Below are 16,658 nucleotides of genomic sequence, written 5' to 3'. Positions count from 1 at the left end.
CCGTCGCTTTCCAAATGCGGTCATTTCGTGGCTGGACGGGGAGCCTCGCGGGCCAGCAGCCCCTCGGCCAGCCGCCGGCGGGCTTCGAGAGGCAGTCCCTGCGCAAATTCCACGGCCCGGTCTTCGGTGGCGGCGCGCACGGCAATCTCCGCCCGGCGCGCGCGGTCCAGCGCACTTGCCAGAGCCTTTGCGTCGAGTTCCGGTTCGCCCATCAGCGCGGCAGCCTCTATACGGGCCTGGCGCGCTTCCAGTGAAGTCTGGCGTACCGTGCGGCGAGCATCGTTCATGGCGCGTTGAAAGGCCTCCCGATCATCCTTGGAGAGTTGCTCGCCAGCGAGCGGCATTCGGGTAACGGCGGGCGGCGGGTCTGTCCTCAGATAGACCAGCCCGGCACCTGCAAGCGCACAGATGAGGAACGTGTTGAGCGCAAGCAGTGAAATCACCAGCCTTCTGAATTGGATGTCGGTCATGGTGCCTCCTGCGTCCACTCACTGTCGGACTGCAATTCGCCGAACGCGGTCATGGTGCCGTTCAGGGAAAGAGCAGGCGGGGGCGTGACGACGACGACCGCGACGGCGCCCGTCAGGCCGCCGGCAAGCCCGACCCCGATCAATCCGGCGCTGATCGCCCAGCGACGCAATCTCGTCCTCCTGGCGAGCCATGTTTCGCCATCGGCGAGAATGCCGGCCGTCAGGCGGGTTGAAGGCGAGGGCGACTGCAGACGGGATAAGACCGCGTCGAGCTGATCGGCATCCGTCATCAGCACGCGGCCTTCCTCGGTTTCCATGAAAGAGACCGCGCCATCCCTGACAGTGTCGGGCCAACGATGGGGGCTCGATCCATAGGCATCGATCAGGGCCCGAAAGGCCTCGCGATCGATCGAAGGTGCTTTTTTCTCGGTCATGTCATTTCTCCGTTCAAGATCACCCGTAACGTTCGGCGTCCCCTTGCCAGCAAGCTCTCGAGCGCATCGACCTTGATTTGCATCACGTCCGCCGCATCGCGATTGGACATGTCCTGATAATACACCAGAATGATCGCTTCCCGCTGGCGTGGCGCCAGGCTTTGCAGTGCGCGCTGCACCGTTTCGCCATCCCGGTCGTCGGACAACAATCCGGCGTCGGGCAACGGGCCATGGTCAACCATCTCCGGAGCCTCCGCGACGAGGATATCCCTTCGGCGGCGAAGTCGGTCGTAGCATAAGTTGAGCACGACCCGATGAGCCCAGGTGTCAAACTTCGCTCTTCCCTGTCGCCAGCCACCTGCATGTTTCCATATGCGTAGAAAAGTTTCCTGAGCGACATCTTCCGCCTCGCCCTTGTCGCCCAGCATGCGCGTCGCGACCAGCAATATTCTTGGCAGTTTTGCCGCCACCATCTTGCGCATCGCCTGGGGGTCGCCCGAAGCTATGCCTTCGACCAGGTCTGCATCAGGGTCGTCCATCATCAGTCCGATTCTTTACGGTCGATCAGCACGCGAGAATCTATCCCACTATCCGATCGAAGGATGAACAACGTTCATGACAACCCTGTCGAGGCAATCCTTGGCTTCCATACCGCTTAAACGCACCGACCTGGCAAATCCGTCTCTGGAATTCTTGAAAATCTGCCAAGCATCCGGAGCGTGACAGAGGGGGCGGCGCATGCGCCTTCGCGATCGTTACGCTTTCGTCGCAAGGGAAATGATCAGACGAGGTAATGAATATGCGGCCGCGAATGATGCGGTGACGCCTCGACCCGCGCCTCGACGGAAAATACGTCCCTGAGCAGAGCTTCGGTCATCACCTCTTCCGGCGCCCCGCACGCGACGATCCTGCCATTTTGCATGATGATCAGTTGGTCGCAGAACATCGCTGCATGATTGAGGTCGTGAAGCGCGATGATGCTCGTCATCGGCAGGCCGGAAACCAGCCGCATCAGGCCGATCTGATGCTGGATATCCAAATGGTTGGTCGGCTCGTCGAGGATGAGTTCCTTCGGCGATTGCGCCAGCGCCCTGGCAATATGGGTCCGCTGCTTCTCGCCGCCCGAAAGCGATTGCCAGCGATCGTTGCGCTTGTGCGCCATCCCGGCACGCGCAAGCGCGGTCTCAACCGCTTCGTCATCGGTGAGCGTCCAGCCCGAAAATATCGACCGGTGCGGAAACCGCCCGAGCTTGACCACGTCGACGACCTTCAGATTGGCATTGGTGGTGGCATGCTGTTCGACGAAGGCGACCCGCTTTGCGATCGAACGCCGCCCGATCGTCTTGAGATCCTTGCCTTCGAGCAGGATTGAGCCTGAATGCGGCGGTTTCAACCCGGCGAGCAGACGCAGGAGCGAGGTCTTTCCCGAGCCGTTGGGTCCGAGCAAGCCGAGCGTCTTACCCGGCTGTGCCTCGAAGGAAACGCCGTCGAGGATGGTCTTCCTGCCAATTTTCCAGGTGAGGTTCTCGGTCTTGATGCTCATGACGCGCGTTGAAACCGGTAGAGGATGATCGAGAAGAAGGGCACGCCGACCAGCGCGGTGACGACGCCGATCGGCAGGACCTGCTGCGGGATGAGAGTGCGTGACGCAATGTCCGCCACCACCATGAAAACGGCACCGACAACCGCGCAGGCCGGCAGCAATCGGACATGCAGCGGCCCGACTAGGAAGCGCGCCACATGCGGTACGACAAGGCCGACGAAGCCGATCGAGCCGACCATGCTGACGATCGTCGCGGTCATCACCGCCGTCAGCGCGAAAAGAACGATGCGTGCCCGCCCGACATTGACGCCGAGCGACGCCGCCGCCTCGTCGCCGAAGGCGAACGCATCCAGCACCCGGGCATAGAGCAGGCAGGCCACAAGCGCGATGCCGACGACGATCGAGACCAGCGTCAATTCCGGCCAGCGTACACCGCCGAAACTGCCGAGCAACCAGAACATCACGTCGCGCGCCTGCTGGGCGTTACCCGATGTCGTGACGATGTAGGAGGTCGAGGCATTGAAGAGCTGCGACGCGGCCACGCCGGCAAGAATGGTGCGGTCCGCGCCGCCGCGGGTTCCATTCGAAAGCAGTGCGACGAAGAAGAAGGCGGCGAAGGCACCCGCAAAGGCCCCGGCCGAGAGTGAAACCGTGCCTGCGCCGACACCGAGGATGATGACCGCGACCGCGCCGGTGGACGAGCCGGCGGAGATACCGAGCACATAGGGTTCGGCCAGCGGGTTGCGCAGCAGCGACTGCATGATCGCTCCCGACAGCGCAAGGCCCGCGCCGCAGAACGCCGCGACCAATGCCCGGCTGAGGCGGTAATCCCAGATGACGGTTTCGTGGATACGGTTGAGCCCCACCGCGGTCCATCCCAGCCGATTGGTGACGGCTGAAAAGGTCGTTGCGAGCGGGATCGGCAGATCGCCGATCCCGACGCTTATGCCGACGGCAAGCCCGATAGCTGCAAGCGACGCCACCAGCACAGCCGCGAAGGCGGAAAACTGTCGAACTGGGTTGCGCCTCACGATCACTTCAGACGACCGAGGGCCTTCAGCTGTTCGGCCACCTGTTCGGCGCCATAGATCGTCCGCACGGTCGGGTTCATGGCCTGGCCGTCCATCACCACCATTGCCTTGTTCTTCACGGCGGTGATCTGGCTGACGGCCGGGTCGGTGGTCAGGAACTTGATCTTGGCTTCCGGCTTGTCGAGTTCCCAGCGGTTGCGGTCCAGGTTGGCGACGACGATCACGTCCGGATTGGCGGCGATGATGCTTTCCCAGCCGAGTGTCGGCCATTCGGCTTCGGCGGTGACGGCGTTCTTGCCCCCGAGAAGGTCGGCGATGAAGCCCGATGCGCCGTTCTTGCCTCCCAGATAGGCGTCGGATGAGGGCGACTGGCTTGAGAACCAGAAGACATAGGAAAGCTGCTTGCCATCCTTTGCCACGCTCGCACGCAATGCCGCTTCACGCTTCTTGAAGTCGGCGATCAGCGCTTGGCCGCGATCGGAGACATCGAAAATCTGCGAAAGCTCGTCGATCTCCTTGTAGAGCAGATCCATGTTCCAGAGTTGCGCGCGGCTGCCGTACTGGTCCTTGACCTCCTTGGTGCTGAGGCAGGTGCTGGGCGAGAGATAGGTCGGGACGCCGACCTTGTCGAAGTCCTCACGTTTGGCGACCTTGCTGCTTGGGCCGAGCAGGCTTGGCAAAGCGGCCGCTACGAAATCCGGGTTCTCCGCCAGGATCGATTCGAAGGTCGGGAATTCGACGCTCAGAAGCTTGACCTTCGTATTGGCCTCGGCAAGCTGCGGCAGCACCTTGCTCGGCCAGAAGGCAGTACCGGCCATCTTGTCCTGAAGGCCGAGCAGCAGCAGGATCTCCGCGCTGTTCTGACCAAGCCCGATCGCCCGCTCGGGAGCCTTCGGGAAACTGACCTGCGCCCCACAATTTTCGAGGGTCAGGGGGTATTTCGTCGACGCGAACGCCGGGGAAACGGTCAAGCTGGATGCTGCAGCGATCAGCAGCGCGGTCAAGGTGGATTTTAGCATGAGCATGGCAGGTCCTGGTTCAAGTCTGCCACGGCGAATAGCCGTTCTTGCTCGCTATAACAAGATAAACGCAGTCACCTTTAATGTCGCAAGCTCATATGCGGCCAAGGCGCGTCCTCGCCTGCGTTGCAGATATTGGCCGCAGCTGAACAGGCTTCGTCAGATCAGGTTGCGCCGTTTTGCCTTTATCAGTGCCGCCAGTTCGTCACCGCTGATGATCGGCTCGGGGACCTGTCCGCAATGCACGAAGACCTCGATGGCCGGGAGCTCGCCGATATTCTTTTTGCAGTAGGCCAGGGCCTTTTCCAACGAGACGAAGGTCTGGCTTGGGACATCTTCTGACCAGCAATGGACCGTGGCTGGCACACGCGCATTTCCCGGAATTCGGTCGGGCATTTTTGGGGTTTCCTCGGCGTCTCGTTCTGATGCGAATTTTGATCACAATTATCATATGACAAGAATATGCGATGGCTTAGCTGGTTGGGTGGTTACCGATCTCAAAGCCGGAACGGAGCAATTTGAACGGTCGGCTCCTGATGAACGATCAGGCGCAAACCCCAATCTGGCGGTGCTTAGGTGCTGGCATAGATCCCGTAGAGCGCGATGAGGACGTAAAGGCAGAAGGCTGCGACAGCCACGCCGGCGACGAAAATGGCCAAGCCGCGACCGACAACGACCTTGCGCTTCTTTTGAGGCTCGGGATCTGCCGAGGGCGACAAACCCGTCGGGGTTTCGCGTTGCTTCATGGTTCGTTAGTTCGTCTGATCAATGGCGTGGGGAGAGGGCTGTGTTTGCGGACCTGTCGGCTGTCCGGGTGTCAGCAAGAAGAAATAGATAGCACCTATGACAAGCGCCGCTGTCAGGATCGTGGCGACGAACTTCATCATGTTGTTGCCGGCTTTTCTGGACGTGTCGTTCATGAAGGCTCCAACAGGGGGATCGGCAAATAGTTCCTTCGCCAGCTGCCGTAAAACGAAGAGGACAATGCTCCTACAGCGCCGTCCGGCTCGACATCGATCGACGGCTTCTTGGAGCAAACCGAAGCTCAGATCGTTGCCGCGAGCAAGATGCTGGCTGCGATCAAACAGGCGAGGGCCGCGTTGAGCCCAATGTAGAACACCAGTTCGTGTTGATGGGCGGGTTTGCGGTGCATCTCGTTCTCCTCCTGCGTGCCCGAACCGGCCGCTGGGCTGAAAGTTCCGTTCCGGATTGGCGACGCGGTTGAAAAAGGCGGCGCGCACGAACGAGAGAAAGCGCGAAGCTAGTCTCCCGCTGCGCCAAGCCCCAGCGGGCCATTGATCCTGTTCAAGGCTTCCCCCAGGGATTTGACCGCTTCCATTGTCACGGCCTGCGCCGACATCAGCATCGCAAGATCGGCATCCTTTCCCTGGTGGGACAGCGCGAGGGCGCGTTTCTGCAGGTTCTGGCTCATCGAGCTGAGCTGCGCAAAAGTATCTTCGTCCATCTTCATCCTCCGAAGTCTGCGCGGTTCAAAGCTTCAAGCCGCCGTTCGGTTCCAATCAGCGAGCAGCGGACTGAACACGCGGGGATCATCCGCTTGCGCCGCCGGCGCCGGCTCCCGCTCTTTCGCGGGAGCCGATCCATCGATGACCAAATCACTGCTGCGGCAAAACGACATTGCTCTCGGTGTTGCTTTTGACCGGCTTCTGCCCCGGTACGTGGGACATGCTGCGCGTCTTGCTTTGCAGCTCGTCACCCTTAACCCGAGTCTTCGTCTGTGATTTGCTGAAGGTGCCTTGGTCCATGGCCTGCGCCCGCGACTGCGCCTTCAGCTGGTTCGGGTTCTCGTTGATCTTGGTCTGGCTTCGGGCTTTGCCATCGGCCGTCGCCGCACTGCCTCCGGAGCCGATCGAGGATGTCGTGCCGCTGTCGGTCCGACAGGCTCCGGCAGTGCCGAGGGTACTTGCCGATGTGCCGCCTGCGGCGGCGCTGCCGCCGGAGCCGACCGTGCCGGCAGCGTTGCAGTCCTGTGCAAGCACCGGTGTGGTAGCAACCGAGACGATCAGCGCCAGGCACGCCAGTGATAGTTTCTTCGACATGTCCATCTCCTTCATTTCTGCGGTTTGGTGACGTCACAGGTGCCGTCTGACCGACGGGTGATAACGGTTCCATCGGGGCGGGTGACGCTTGCCGTCGAGAAAGCCTGATTGCCGGCCGTTCCGGTTGTGACGGACGAACCGGCGCTGGACGAAGCCGAGCCGCCGCCCGAGTTCATCGTTGTTGTCTTGCCGTCGATTGTCGTCGAGGACGAAACGCTGCCGCCGCCTGCGGTGACCGATGTGGATGTCCCATTGCCGGTCGAGCCCGTGCTTTCGATGACGGTGCAGGTGGTGCCGTCGTCAAGCTTGATGGTTTCGGTGGCAAAGGCCGAGATCGCGATAAAGGTCGTCAGGATCAGCGGCAGCGCGAAGGTTCCCTTATATACGATTGATGCCGAGGTCATTTCGGCTCTCCTATTGATAGGGCGAAGGCGGAACGATCCGCCCTCGTCCGATGGATGGAACTAGCAGGAAGCGCCGTCTTTTTTGGCTTGGCCCGGAGGACATGCCTTCTTGCCCTGTCCGTGTTCCGAGCCGGCCGCGCCCGCCGAACTGCCGCCAGTTCCGACGGAGCTGGTCGACATGCCGTCCTTGGCCGACGTACCGCCGGTGCCGAGCGTCGAGGCGGAACCCGAGCCGCTACCCGAGCCAGCCGCAGATCCACCGGTGCCGACCGAGCTGCTGGACTGGCCATCGCCTGCGGACGTGCCACCGGTGCCGAGCGTCGACGCCGAGCCGGAGCCGCTGCCCGAGCCTGCCGCCGAACCGCCGGTGCCAACCGAGCTGCTCGACTGGCCGCCGCCTGCGGAAGACCCGCCGGTACCCAGGGTCGAGGCGGAACCGGAGTTGCAGTTGGTGGTGCCCGGCGCACAATTCGTTCCTCCGGCAGAACTGCCGCCGGTACCAATCGTGCTGCTGGACGTTCCGCCGCCGGCGCTGGTTCCTCCGGTTCCGACGGTGCTGCTGGTTTGCGCGAATGCGGACAGGGTTGTGCCCGCCAGAAGGGCCGCGGCAAAGGCCGCGCGCATGATCATGTTCATGTCTTTTATCTCCTTGAGTTTCCACATGCTTCTGACCGCGACCGCGTTCCCGAAGCTGTGGAGAAAACTGGCTTCCGACGGCGCATGTTCCCGCCTTGGGGCTTCAGTCCGATCCAGGCTTGGACCTTTGACCATGAGCGACATCGACCAAGGTCCGGTGCGACGAGGAAAAGGCCGCGAACGCGGAACTTGGGCCGCAATCGCGGCGTTCACGGCGGCTTCAAAAGGAGGTTCAGATGGAAGAGAGCGTGTATCAGGCGCGTTGGCTGCTGATCATCATGGCTTTGCTGGTGGTCGGCATGACCACTGTCGGTGCCGCAGCCGGGTGAGCCGGCCTGAGGGCGACTGGCGCGTGGCCCTTGGAAATTGATACCGGGGCGGGCCTTTAGCTGCCGGTCTGAGAGACAGGCAGCCGAGCACCTGTCACCCGATCGCAGCAGTTCTTACCTCAGGTCTTCGGTAAGGCATGCCGGGCTGCATCGCCACCCGGCATGCCTGATCGTCACTTTGCTGCCAGCGCCTCATTGATCTTGCCGGCGTCGGCCTCGAGATTCTTGTAGGTTTCCTCCAGGCTCAATTCGCCAACGATGAGCTGGCTCATGCGCTGGACGATCTGCTGGTAGATCGCCGTCCCGCCCTTCATGCGTTCGAAATCGCGCGCGGCCTGCGGAACGTTCTTCTTGTTGTCCAGAAACACCGCCATGGATGCCTTGGCGTCGTCGCTGGAGATCTTGTATTGCGGGTTCTTGATGTCCGCTCCGGTCAGGATGACATAGCTCTCGGCGATTTCGCGCTGCACCTTTTCGGAGCCGAGAAATTCGATGAACTGTGCTACCGCTTCGGGATGTTCGGTGCGCTTGAAGCCGACGATCGCCGTCGCGCCCGGCATTGCATAGCAACCCGCGTCGCCGCAGGGTGCATTGATGGCCGTCCACTGGAAGGCGTTGCCGATCTTCTTCTGGAAGGGGTTCACCATCCAGTTGCCGGCGAGATAGGTGACGACATTGCCGTTGACGAACTCGTCGCCCATGTTCTTGTACTGCGAGCCGCCGGCCGCGCCCCACATTTCCTTCGGGAAACTGCCGTTCTGGGTCCAGGAATAGAGGTCGGCGATATATTTGCGCGCGCCTGCATCCGGGAAGTTGAACTTGCCGTCCTTGACATAGACCGAACCGTAGGAATAGGCACCGCCGGAAAAGCGGTGGCCCGACCGGTCCATGGTGAAGGGGATCTGCGCGCCCGTCGCCTTTGCGACGCGGGCGGAGGCTTCCACGATCTCCTTGAGCGTGGCCTTCGGGCCGGGCAGCGGTTCGCCGGCCTGCTCGAACAAGGTCTTGTTGACGAACGGCAGGTTCAGTGTCTGGGACGCGACGTAGCCGTTGATCGACTTCGGATCGTTGATATTGGGCAGGCGGAGTTGGTTGAGGCTGTCCCCGTGGAGCTTGGCGAAGGCGTCCGGGTCCTTCATGTAGGAGCGCATGTCGAGATAATAGGGCGCGAGCTGCCAATCTGTGATCTTGGCGAGGTCCGGTCCCTTGCCTGCCGCCAGCTGGACCGGCAGCTGCTTGACCACCGCGTCATAGCCGGACGATACGAAATTGACCTTGACGTCGGGATGTGACGCCTCGAACTCCTTGCTCAAGGCGGCCATGCGCTCGACATAACCCTGGTCGTCGTCGGTGAACAGGAAAGTAATGGTCTTGGCGTCCGCCATGGCCGCGCCGGAAAGAGCGAAGGCCGAGAATACGAACGCACCTATCCCTGATAGAAGTCTCTGCATTTTTCATCCTCCCAATGAAAATATTTTCACAATTCGGAAGATTTCCTTTCGGATTTTCCTTCGAATTTTTCCTTTTTGAAGCTTGACAATCCAAACGTCAAGCTGTCTTGTCGCGTTAAATTCGAAACTGCTCACAAAGCTGACGTGCGAGTTTCAATTTATGAAAAGATTTTCATGATCTGAGGGAGGCAGTCATGGAGCACTCACCTGCAGCCGCAGGCCGTTCCGGCGGTGCCAGCTATCATGTCGCCCCGGGCGAAACCTTCACCGCATGGGTCGTCTCGGATTTGCGCCAGGTGTATTTTCCGGGTGAACCGGCGCCGGCGGAAGATCGCGTCAATTACCGCTTCATCAACGGCTTCGTGGATGTCGGCGACCTGCCTTGCAGGAAGGCCTTCCAGGCGCAGATGGTCGGACGGGAAGTTCGTGCTGAGCACGACTGGAAGCCCGCCTCCCTGAACCTGCCGGGGCCGAACCGCCGCGTCGAGTTCACCGGCTTCTGGCACGTGCCCACCCATGTCGGCCGCTGGCTGCGCGGCAGTTTCCGCGCCGAGGCTGCCCGCCACGTCCCGATGCGGCTGCGAACCTGCGGCGGCGTGCGGATCTGGGTGAATGGCAAGGAACAGGTGCGGTTTGAGCCCTTCCGGCGCAATGTCGAGAGCGAAACGGGGATCGTCCTGGCGCTGAAGGCCGGCGACAATGACGTCCTTGTGCTGACCGAAGACCTGGCGGAGCGGGACACGATCTGGTTCTTCGAGCTGGAACTGGCCGATACCCAGCCGCTGGACATCGCCCTGCCCACCGCACTGGACCGGCAGGAGGTCCGGCGGCTCGAGCTCCTCGCGCGCGCCATCCGGCCCGCCGCCGACGTTTTCGTCGACCGCCCGCTGGAAATTCTCTTCGACACCCCGCCGGGGGCCGATCTGCCCGTCGGCATCGAGGTCTACAGCCATGGTCATGACCGGGCCGTGCTGGCGAAGGCGGATCTGATATTAGGTGCCGGCGAGACGCGGCTTGTCGCTCCCGCAATCAAAAGCCTGCCGGACGGATATCACGGCATCAGGCTGAAGATCGGTTCCGGCGCCGCGGCCGTCGCCCGCCATATCGACGCCGCCTTCATGAGCGGCCTCGTCCTGCCGCAAGCAGCCGCCACCCTTGCCGACCGCAAGCGTGAGGCGCTGGCCTTCAGCGCCCGTTTCGGCGCCGAGCGGATCGGCCGCGTGCTTGCCATGGCCGCAGCGGGTGAGATCGACCGCGAGACGATGGACAGGATCATCGCCGCCACGCTCGAGATCATCGACCGGCGGGAAGATTGTTCGGATTTCGTGATGGTGCCGCTCCTCTGGCTCCTCGGCGAATACGAGCATGTCCTGGCACCGGAGACGGCGGCAGACATCCGCGCCTCGGTCGCCGGCTACCGCTACTGGGTGGACGAGCCCGGCAACGACGTCATGTGGTTCTGGAGTGAGAACCATGTCCTGTGCTTCCACACCAGCCAGCTGATCGCCGGCAAGTTGATGCCGGATACCGTGTTCTCCGCTTCCGGCAGGACGGGCCGCGAGCAAGCGCGGCTGGCGGAAGGCCGGCTTCGCCGCTGGTTCGACAGCGTCGAGGCGCACGGCCTCGCCGAATGGAATTCCGCAGCCTATTATCCGGTGGATTTCATCGGCCTGCTCGCCCTCGAACGCTGGGGCGGGGACGATATCGCCCCGCGTGCCCGCCATCAGCTGGATCTGATCTTCCGGATGATCGCGCTGCACATGCTGGCGGGCGTTCCCGCCGGCTCGCAGGGGCGCGCCTACGACAAGGAGCTGCGGGCCGGGCCTCTGACGGAACTGGCGCCATTCGCCCGCGTGGCATTCGGCAGCGGCTGGCTGAACGGTGGCGTCGCTTCCCTGCCGATGTTCTGCGCCGGTTCCTACGCGCCGCCGGATGACCTGCCGGAATTTGCCCAGCTGGCGCCCGGACGCTCGATAGAAGCGCGCTACGCCCAGGGGCTCGAAAGCGGCAAGCTCGTGCTTTTCAAGACGGAAGCTTCGCAGCTCTCGACGGTGGTCGATCACAAGACAGGCCAGCGGGGCCACCAGCAGCACGTGCTCGACATTCGGCTTGCGGGCCACCCGATGGCGAGGCTCTGGGTCAACCATCCCGGCGAAGACGACCCCTGGGGCACGCAGCGCCCGTCCTATTGGGCCGGCAACGGCGTTCTGCCGCGCGTGATGCAATATCGCGACGTCGCCCTGCTGATCGCCGACACCGAAGGCACGCGCCATGCCTGGACCCATGCCTATCTCGGTCGCGACGGCCTCGACGAGGTTGTCATGGACGGAAACTGGCTCCTGACCCGCTCGGGCCGGGGCTTTGCGGCACTCTACGCCACGAACGGACTGGATCTCGTCACCGACGGAGCGACCGCCGGGCGCGAGGTGCGCTCCGAGGGTGCGCTCACCGGCTGGGCGGCCGTGGTGGGCGCGGGCGACGAAGCCGCTTTCCGTCGTTTCGTCGAACGTATCCGCGCCACCTCCGTCTCATTCGACACCGACAGCAAGGTGCTGAGCCTTTCGCCGCCGGACCACGAAACACTGACGCTCTCTTATGCCGGCGAATTCACCGTCGGCGGAGAGCCGCGACCCTTCATCCACGACCAGCCCGTGCCGGTTCTGACCTATGACAGCACGACCGCCGGCGACGGCGACGGCGACCATCCATTCTATGCATAAAGGACATTCCGACCGATGGATTCGATGACCCTCAACAAACCGGCCCTGCAGGAGACGATCGATCAGGTCGCGGTCGCGTTCAGCCGCCTCAAGGGCATCAAGGAAGGCCTCGCTGGTGCCGATGCCGGCGGTGGTATCCAGTTCGACGAATGGGACTGGGAAGTCGGCGTCGGCCTCTACGGCTTCCTGCGCCGCGCGCTTGCCGCCGACGACCGGAAGGCCATCGACGACCTGGTCGCCTGGTACGGCCGGCAAATCGGCCGGGGCTTGCCGCCGAGGCAGATCAACAGCACGGCACCGATGCTGCCGCTTGCCATTCTCATCGAACATGTCGACCGGCCGGATTTCCGTGCGCTCGTCGAGGACTGGGCGGACTGGCTTGTCCACCGGCTTCCGAAGACCGAGGACGGCGGTTTTCAGCACGTCGTCAAGGAACGGCTGAACGACGGCGAGCTCTGGGACGATACGCTGTTTATGGCCGCACTGTTTCTGGCACGCGCGGGCGTCGCCTGCGGGCGTCGCGACTGGATCGACGAGGCCGTCTACCAGTTCATGGTGCATGCCCGCTATCTGTCCGATCCGGTCACCGGGCTCTGGTATCACGGCTGGACCTTCAACGGCCGGCACAATTTCGCCAGGGCTTTCTGGGCGCGCGGCAACGCCTGGATCACGGTTGCCATTCCCGAACTGTTCGAGCTCGTTCTCGATCTCGAGGAAAAGGACAAGCGTTTCCTGTCGAACGTGCTTGCAAGCCAGGTGCGTTCGCTGAAGCGACTGCAGCGCCCGGACGGCATGTTCCATACGCTGCTCGACGACCCCACATCCCCCCTCGAAACATCGGCGACGGCCGGGATCGCCTATGGTATCCTGCGCGGCATCGATGCAGGCATCCTTGATCCTTCCAACCGGGTGCATGCGGAACGCGCGCTGGCAGCCGTGCTCTCACAGGTCGATGACGAGGGCGTCGTCCAGGGCGTCTCGGACGGCACGCCGATGGGGCACGATCTGGATTTCTATCGTCATATCCCCAACCTGCCGACCCCCTATGGGCAGGCGCTGACGATGCTGCTGCTGACGGAAGTCCTGCTCGAGGGCGAGGAGGGCGCATGAACAGGTTCCTGTCCCTTCTCATCGAGCCCGTGCAGGAGGACGAGACCGCGCGCATTCAGGCGGCAATCGACCAGGTGGCCGCGCGCGGCGGCGGCTGCGTGGAACTTGCCGAAGGCATCCACAATACGCGCGGCCTGAGGCTGCAATCCGGCGTCGAGCTTCATCTGGCGATGGGCGCGATCCTGCGCCCTGCGGCCGACTACGGAGCCTACGAGGAGACATCGGTTTCGGTTATCGCCGAGAAGTCGAACCGTGCGATGATCGTTGCAAGAAATACGACGGACATAGCCTTGACCGGCCCTGGACGGATCGAGGCGGGAGGCGAACATTTCATCGCCGGCAGCGATGAGGCGATGGGCACCTTTGTCCCGGCGGAATACCGCCCGCGGGTGGTGGTCTTCGAATCCTGCCGCGGCGTCAGGATCGAGCGGCTGGAAATCGTCGATTCGCCGATGTGGACGCTGCACCTGGTCAATTGCGACGACGTTTATGTCGGCGGCGTAAAGATCTCGAACAACCGGCGCATGCCGAATACCGACGGCCTCGTGCTCGACGCCTGCCGGCATACGGTTGTGGAGGACTGCGACATAGCGACCGCGGATGACGGTATCTGCCTGAAGACCAGCGCCGGACCCGACAGACAAGCGATCGGAGAATGCGAAAACGTGCTCGTGCGCCGCTGCCTGGTCGCAAGCAACAGCTGCGCGCTCAAGATCGGCACGGAATCCTACGGCGATTTCACCGGCGTCGTCTTCGAGGACTGCCGCGTCCACGATTCAAACCGGGGACTGGGGCTGTTTTCGCGCGACGGCGGCCATATGACCGATATCCGCTTCTCCCGGATAGAAGTCGATTGCCACGAGACGCTCGACGGCTTCTGGGGATCGGGCGAAGCGCTGACGGTGACGGTGGTGGATCGCATCCCCACCCGCCGGGCCGGCGCCGTTCGAAATCTCGTCGTCGAGGACCTGCGCGGCCAAATGGACGGGGCGATCGCGCTCGTTTCGACTTCCGCCGCGAAAATCCACGGCGTCAGGCTCTCGCGGCTGCGACTGCGGCAGCGGAAGGGCCCGCTCGGCACCGGACTTCGTTATGATCTGAGGCCGACCAACGCGGATATCGCACCGAGCGCGGACGCTGCCGGCCGGGCGAATGCATGGACGAAGGGCGCGGACGGGCGGGTGGTCGGCCTTATCGACTACCCGGGCGGCATGCCGGCGCTTTTTACCGCCGGCATAGAGGAGATTACGATCGAGGAGACGCATTTCGAGAGGCCGCAACCGATACCGGAAGGCTGGAACGTCGAGAGCGTCGTCCATAAAGTGACTGAACCTGACGGGAGCAGGGAATGGGAAATCTGAAACTTACGAATGTCACCAAGGCGTTCGGCGCGCTGACCGTTCTGCACGGCATCGACCTGACGATCGACAACGGCAAGTTCGTCGTTTTCGTCGGTCCGTCCGGCTGCGGCAAGTCGACCCTCCTCAGGATCATCGCGGGGCTGGAGGACATCAGCGCCGGCGGCATCGAGATCGGCGGGCGCGACGTCGTCCAGCTGTCGCCGGCGGAGCGGAAGATCGCCATGGTCTTCCAGTCCTATGCGCTCTATCCCCATATGAGCGTGCGCAAGAACCTCGCCTTCGGGCTCGAGAACCTGAAATTCAAGCGCAGTGAAATCGAGACGCGGATCGGGGAGGCGGCGCGGATGCTGGCGATCGAACCCTATCTGGATCGCAAGCCACGGCAACTTTCCGGCGGCCAGCGCCAGCGGGTCGCGATCGGCCGCGCCATCGTGCGCAACCCGGATATCTTCCTCTTCGACGAGCCGCTCTCGAACCTCGACGCGGCGCTGCGCGTGCAGACAAGGGCGGAAATCACCCGGCTGCATCGCCAGCTGAAAACGACGATGATCTACGTCACCCACGACCAGGTCGAGGCGATGACCATGGCCGACGAGATCGTCGTGCTCAATGCCGGCCGGATCGAGCAGGTCGGAACCCCGCTCGAACTCTTCGACAACCCGAGGAACCTCTTCGTGGCGGGCTTCCTGGGTTCGCCGCGGATGAACATGCTGAAGGGCCAGGTGACAGCGGTCGGCGAAGCCGGGATGACGATCGATGTCGGCTACGGCGCGCCGCTCTCCGCGTCGATCGATCCGACCGCGGCGAAACTAGGCCAGGCCGCGCTTGTCGGCATACGGCCCGCGCATTTTTCGGTCGGCGACGAAGGATTGCCGTTCGTCGTCCAGTATCACGAGAGCCTTGGGACCGAGACCTATGTCTACGGGACGCTCGAGGGGCGGGAAGAGCCAATCATCGTCCACCAGACCGGCCATTTCGCGCCGCGGCCCGGCGACCTTCTGCGGATCATGCCGCTATCCGGCCGAGTGCATGTCTTCGATCCCGATAGCGGCCTGGCTCTGCCGCAATCCGTTGGCCAACGGAGTGATGTCCATGAGCACGCCTAAGGCGACCGATCTCGGCGGCCGTGCCCTCGACTTCGTCATGGGCATCGTCGAGGCGCCCATCAACGGGTTCGAGCGGCTGATGGGCAGGAAGCGGATGCCCTATCTGTTCCTCGCGCCGAACCTCATCCTTTTCGGCATATTCACCTTCTTGCCCATCGCCATCGCGGTTGGTTACGCCTTTACCGGCGGCACCGGCCTTTTCGTGTCGGAGCGGCCTTTCGTCGGTTTCGACAATTTCCGTCAGCTCCTGCAGTGCGAGGACTACCTTCGTCCGGGGAGCTGCCGCGAATCCCTGTTCTGGACGGCGGTCTGGAACACGCTCTGGTTCGTCGGCTTCAATGTCGCTGCGACCCTGCTCGTGGCATTGGTGACGGCTCTCATCCTCAACCGGGCGATGGCCGCCCGCGGTTTCTTCCGGGCCATGTTCTTTTATCCCGTCCTGCTGTCGCCGGTCGTCATCGGCCTGATCTGGAAGTGGTTCCTGGACCGCAACGGCCTGCTCAACGCCTTCCTGCAGATGCTCGGCGTACCGCCGGAAATCTTCCTGCTGGACGTCGGCTGGTCACGCTTCTTCGTGGTGGTCGTGTCCGTCTGGTTCCACATGGGCTTTTATACGCTGATCCTTCTGGCCGGCCTGCAGGCCATTCCGAAGGATCTCTACGAGGCGGCCTCGATCGATGCGGCTTCGCCCCGGCGTACGCTTTTCCGGATCACGCTTCCGCTTCTCGGGCCGAACCTGCTCGTCGTGCTGATCCTCTTGATGATCCGCTCGGTCCAGATATTCGATGAAGCCTGGGTGCTGACCAATGGCGGCGGGCCCGGCACCGCGAACAGCTTCATCGTGCAGTACATCTACCAGATGGCCTTCGGCAGCGACCTGCGCCTTTTCGGCCTCGCCTCGGCGGCCTCGGTACTGATGGGCCTCGTGTTGCTGACCCTGACGCTCATACAGCTGCGGCTTGGCCGCAAGATGGAGTCCTGACC

At 62.8% G+C, this 16,658-nt stretch carries 19 protein-coding genes; 5 read left to right on the top strand and 14 right to left on the bottom strand.

The features are described from left to right. Window positions 1–20: 20 nt before the first annotated feature. The 14 genes from AC1D3C_RS00750 to AC1D3C_RS00685 form a co-directional block, all read right to left on the bottom strand. A complete protein-coding gene (locus tag AC1D3C_RS00750; RefSeq protein WP_040125521.1) occupies window positions 21–470 on the bottom strand; it encodes a periplasmic heavy metal sensor in 450 nt (149 codons plus the stop codon). Beyond that, entirely contained in the window at window positions 467–904 is a 438-nt protein-coding gene (locus AC1D3C_RS00745; protein WP_040125520.1) for a hypothetical protein, read from the bottom strand. The genes AC1D3C_RS00750 and AC1D3C_RS00745 overlap by 4 nt, the downstream gene beginning before the upstream one ends. Then, window positions 901–1,446, bottom strand: a complete 546-nt coding sequence (locus tag AC1D3C_RS00740) for an RNA polymerase sigma factor (protein WP_040125519.1) — start codon at window positions 1,444–1,446, stop codon at window positions 901–903. Before AC1D3C_RS00740 ends, AC1D3C_RS00745 begins: the two co-directional genes overlap by 4 nt. 239 nt (window positions 1,447–1,685) lie before the next feature. Further along, the gene (locus tag AC1D3C_RS00735) at window positions 1,686–2,447 is read right to left on the bottom strand and encodes an ABC transporter ATP-binding protein (RefSeq protein WP_040125518.1); all 762 of its coding nucleotides are present in this window, start codon (window positions 2,445–2,447) and stop codon (window positions 1,686–1,688) included. Further along, window positions 2,444–3,478, bottom strand: coding sequence for a FecCD family ABC transporter permease (locus tag AC1D3C_RS00730; RefSeq protein ID WP_244447587.1), 1,035 nt, complete (start codon window positions 3,476–3,478; stop codon window positions 2,444–2,446). Before AC1D3C_RS00730 ends, AC1D3C_RS00735 begins: the two co-directional genes overlap by 4 nt. A gap of 2 nt (window positions 3,479–3,480) precedes the next feature. Then, on the bottom strand, window positions 3,481–4,503 hold the full coding sequence (locus AC1D3C_RS00725) for an ABC transporter substrate-binding protein (RefSeq protein ID WP_040125516.1): 1,023 nt from the start codon (window positions 4,501–4,503) through the stop codon (window positions 3,481–3,483). A gap of 153 nt (window positions 4,504–4,656) precedes the next feature. Then, a complete protein-coding gene (locus AC1D3C_RS00720) occupies window positions 4,657–4,893 on the bottom strand; it encodes a hypothetical protein (RefSeq protein WP_157885341.1) in 237 nt (78 codons plus the stop codon). Between the two features lie 176 nt (window positions 4,894–5,069). After that, a complete protein-coding gene (locus AC1D3C_RS00715) occupies window positions 5,070–5,243 on the bottom strand; it encodes a hypothetical protein (RefSeq protein ID WP_157885340.1) in 174 nt (57 codons plus the stop codon). A 6-nt stretch (window positions 5,244–5,249) separates the two neighbouring features. After that, on the bottom strand, window positions 5,250–5,417 hold the full coding sequence (locus AC1D3C_RS00710; RefSeq protein WP_157885339.1) for a hypothetical protein: 168 nt from the start codon (window positions 5,415–5,417) through the stop codon (window positions 5,250–5,252). A 341-nt stretch (window positions 5,418–5,758) separates the two neighbouring features. Next, window positions 5,759–5,962 (bottom strand): hypothetical protein, encoded by a 204-nt coding sequence (locus AC1D3C_RS00705; protein WP_040125515.1) that lies wholly within the window; start codon window positions 5,960–5,962, stop codon window positions 5,759–5,761. Between the two features lie 151 nt (window positions 5,963–6,113). Continuing rightward, window positions 6,114–6,557: a hypothetical protein gene (locus tag AC1D3C_RS00700; RefSeq protein WP_157885338.1), complete on the bottom strand. Its 444-nt coding sequence runs from the start codon at window positions 6,555–6,557 to the stop codon at window positions 6,114–6,116. An 11-nt stretch (window positions 6,558–6,568) separates the two neighbouring features. Then, complete coding sequence (locus AC1D3C_RS00695; protein WP_051900641.1) at window positions 6,569–6,961, bottom strand: hypothetical protein; 393 nt, start codon at window positions 6,959–6,961, stop codon at window positions 6,569–6,571. A 60-nt stretch (window positions 6,962–7,021) separates the two neighbouring features. Beyond that, the gene (locus AC1D3C_RS00690; RefSeq protein ID WP_040125909.1) at window positions 7,022–7,597 is read right to left on the bottom strand and encodes a hypothetical protein; all 576 of its coding nucleotides are present in this window, start codon (window positions 7,595–7,597) and stop codon (window positions 7,022–7,024) included. A 502-nt stretch (window positions 7,598–8,099) separates the two neighbouring features. Then, on the bottom strand, window positions 8,100–9,377 hold the full coding sequence (locus AC1D3C_RS00685; RefSeq protein WP_040125513.1) for an ABC transporter substrate-binding protein: 1,278 nt from the start codon (window positions 9,375–9,377) through the stop codon (window positions 8,100–8,102). A 194-nt stretch (window positions 9,378–9,571) separates the two neighbouring features. On the opposite strand from AC1D3C_RS00685, the gene AC1D3C_RS00680 reads away from it, so the two are divergent. Genes AC1D3C_RS00680 through AC1D3C_RS00660 form a run of 5 tightly spaced genes read left to right on the top strand, consistent with a single transcriptional unit; the run spans window position 9,572 to window position 16,656 of the window. Continuing rightward, window positions 9,572–12,097, top strand: coding sequence for a hypothetical protein (locus tag AC1D3C_RS00680; protein ID WP_477481562.1), 2,526 nt, complete (start codon window positions 9,572–9,574; stop codon window positions 12,095–12,097). A 15-nt stretch (window positions 12,098–12,112) separates the two neighbouring features. Next, window positions 12,113–13,207 (top strand): beta-galactosidase BglB, encoded by a 1,095-nt coding sequence (gene bglB, locus AC1D3C_RS00675; protein ID WP_477481561.1) that lies wholly within the window; start codon window positions 12,113–12,115, stop codon window positions 13,205–13,207. Continuing rightward, window positions 13,204–14,568, top strand: coding sequence for a polygalacturonase PglB (gene pglB / locus AC1D3C_RS00670; protein ID WP_477481560.1), 1,365 nt, complete (start codon window positions 13,204–13,206; stop codon window positions 14,566–14,568). Before bglB ends, pglB begins: the two co-directional genes overlap by 4 nt. Next, window positions 14,556–15,674: an ABC transporter ATP-binding protein gene (locus AC1D3C_RS00665; RefSeq protein WP_477481559.1), complete on the top strand. Its 1,119-nt coding sequence runs from the start codon at window positions 14,556–14,558 to the stop codon at window positions 15,672–15,674. Before pglB ends, AC1D3C_RS00665 begins: the two co-directional genes overlap by 13 nt. Continuing rightward, window positions 15,661–16,656: a carbohydrate ABC transporter permease gene (locus AC1D3C_RS00660; RefSeq protein WP_477481558.1), complete on the top strand. Its 996-nt coding sequence runs from the start codon at window positions 15,661–15,663 to the stop codon at window positions 16,654–16,656. Before AC1D3C_RS00665 ends, AC1D3C_RS00660 begins: the two co-directional genes overlap by 14 nt. Window positions 16,657–16,658 lie beyond the last annotated feature (2 nt).

The sequence above is a fragment of the Neorhizobium sp. P1_A6 genome (genome assembly GCF_056406795.1).
Note: the sequence above shows the minus strand (reverse complement) of the source record. Positions and strands in the feature narration are given on the sequence as shown.

Coding starts and splice junctions, on each gene's coding strand:
- AC1D3C_RS00690 (WP_040125909.1), bottom strand. CDS start 7,597: ATGAACATGATCATGCGCGCGGCCTTTGCCGCGGCCCTTCTGGCGGGC.
- AC1D3C_RS00710 (WP_157885339.1), bottom strand. CDS start 5,417: ATGAACGACACGTCCAGAAAAGCCGGCAACAACATGATGAAGTTCGTC.
- AC1D3C_RS00705 (WP_040125515.1), bottom strand. CDS start 5,962: ATGGACGAAGATACTTTTGCGCAGCTCAGCTCGATGAGCCAGAACCTG.
- AC1D3C_RS00660 (WP_477481558.1), top strand. CDS start 15,661: ATGAGCACGCCTAAGGCGACCGATCTCGGCGGCCGTGCCCTCGACTTC.
- AC1D3C_RS00680 (WP_477481562.1), top strand. CDS start 9,572: ATGGAGCACTCACCTGCAGCCGCAGGCCGTTCCGGCGGTGCCAGCTAT.
- AC1D3C_RS00700 (WP_157885338.1), bottom strand. CDS start 6,557: ATGTCGAAGAAACTATCACTGGCGTGCCTGGCGCTGATCGTCTCGGTT.
- AC1D3C_RS00695 (WP_051900641.1), bottom strand. CDS start 6,961: ATGACCTCGGCATCAATCGTATATAAGGGAACCTTCGCGCTGCCGCTG.
- AC1D3C_RS00740 (WP_040125519.1), bottom strand. CDS start 1,446: ATGATGGACGACCCTGATGCAGACCTGGTCGAAGGCATAGCTTCGGGC.
- AC1D3C_RS00715 (WP_157885340.1), bottom strand. CDS start 5,243: ATGAAGCAACGCGAAACCCCGACGGGTTTGTCGCCCTCGGCAGATCCC.
- AC1D3C_RS00735 (WP_040125518.1), bottom strand. CDS start 2,447: ATGAGCATCAAGACCGAGAACCTCACCTGGAAAATTGGCAGGAAGACC.
- AC1D3C_RS00745 (WP_040125520.1), bottom strand. CDS start 904: ATGACCGAGAAAAAAGCACCTTCGATCGATCGCGAGGCCTTTCGGGCC.
- AC1D3C_RS00685 (WP_040125513.1), bottom strand. CDS start 9,377: ATGCAGAGACTTCTATCAGGGATAGGTGCGTTCGTATTCTCGGCCTTC.
- AC1D3C_RS00665 (WP_477481559.1), top strand. CDS start 14,556: ATGGGAAATCTGAAACTTACGAATGTCACCAAGGCGTTCGGCGCGCTG.
- bglB (WP_477481561.1), top strand. CDS start 12,113: ATGGATTCGATGACCCTCAACAAACCGGCCCTGCAGGAGACGATCGAT.
- AC1D3C_RS00725 (WP_040125516.1), bottom strand. CDS start 4,503: ATGCTCATGCTAAAATCCACCTTGACCGCGCTGCTGATCGCTGCAGCA.
- AC1D3C_RS00720 (WP_157885341.1), bottom strand. CDS start 4,893: ATGCCCGACCGAATTCCGGGAAATGCGCGTGTGCCAGCCACGGTCCAT.
- pglB (WP_477481560.1), top strand. CDS start 13,204: ATGAACAGGTTCCTGTCCCTTCTCATCGAGCCCGTGCAGGAGGACGAG.
- AC1D3C_RS00750 (WP_040125521.1), bottom strand. CDS start 470: ATGACCGACATCCAATTCAGAAGGCTGGTGATTTCACTGCTTGCGCTC.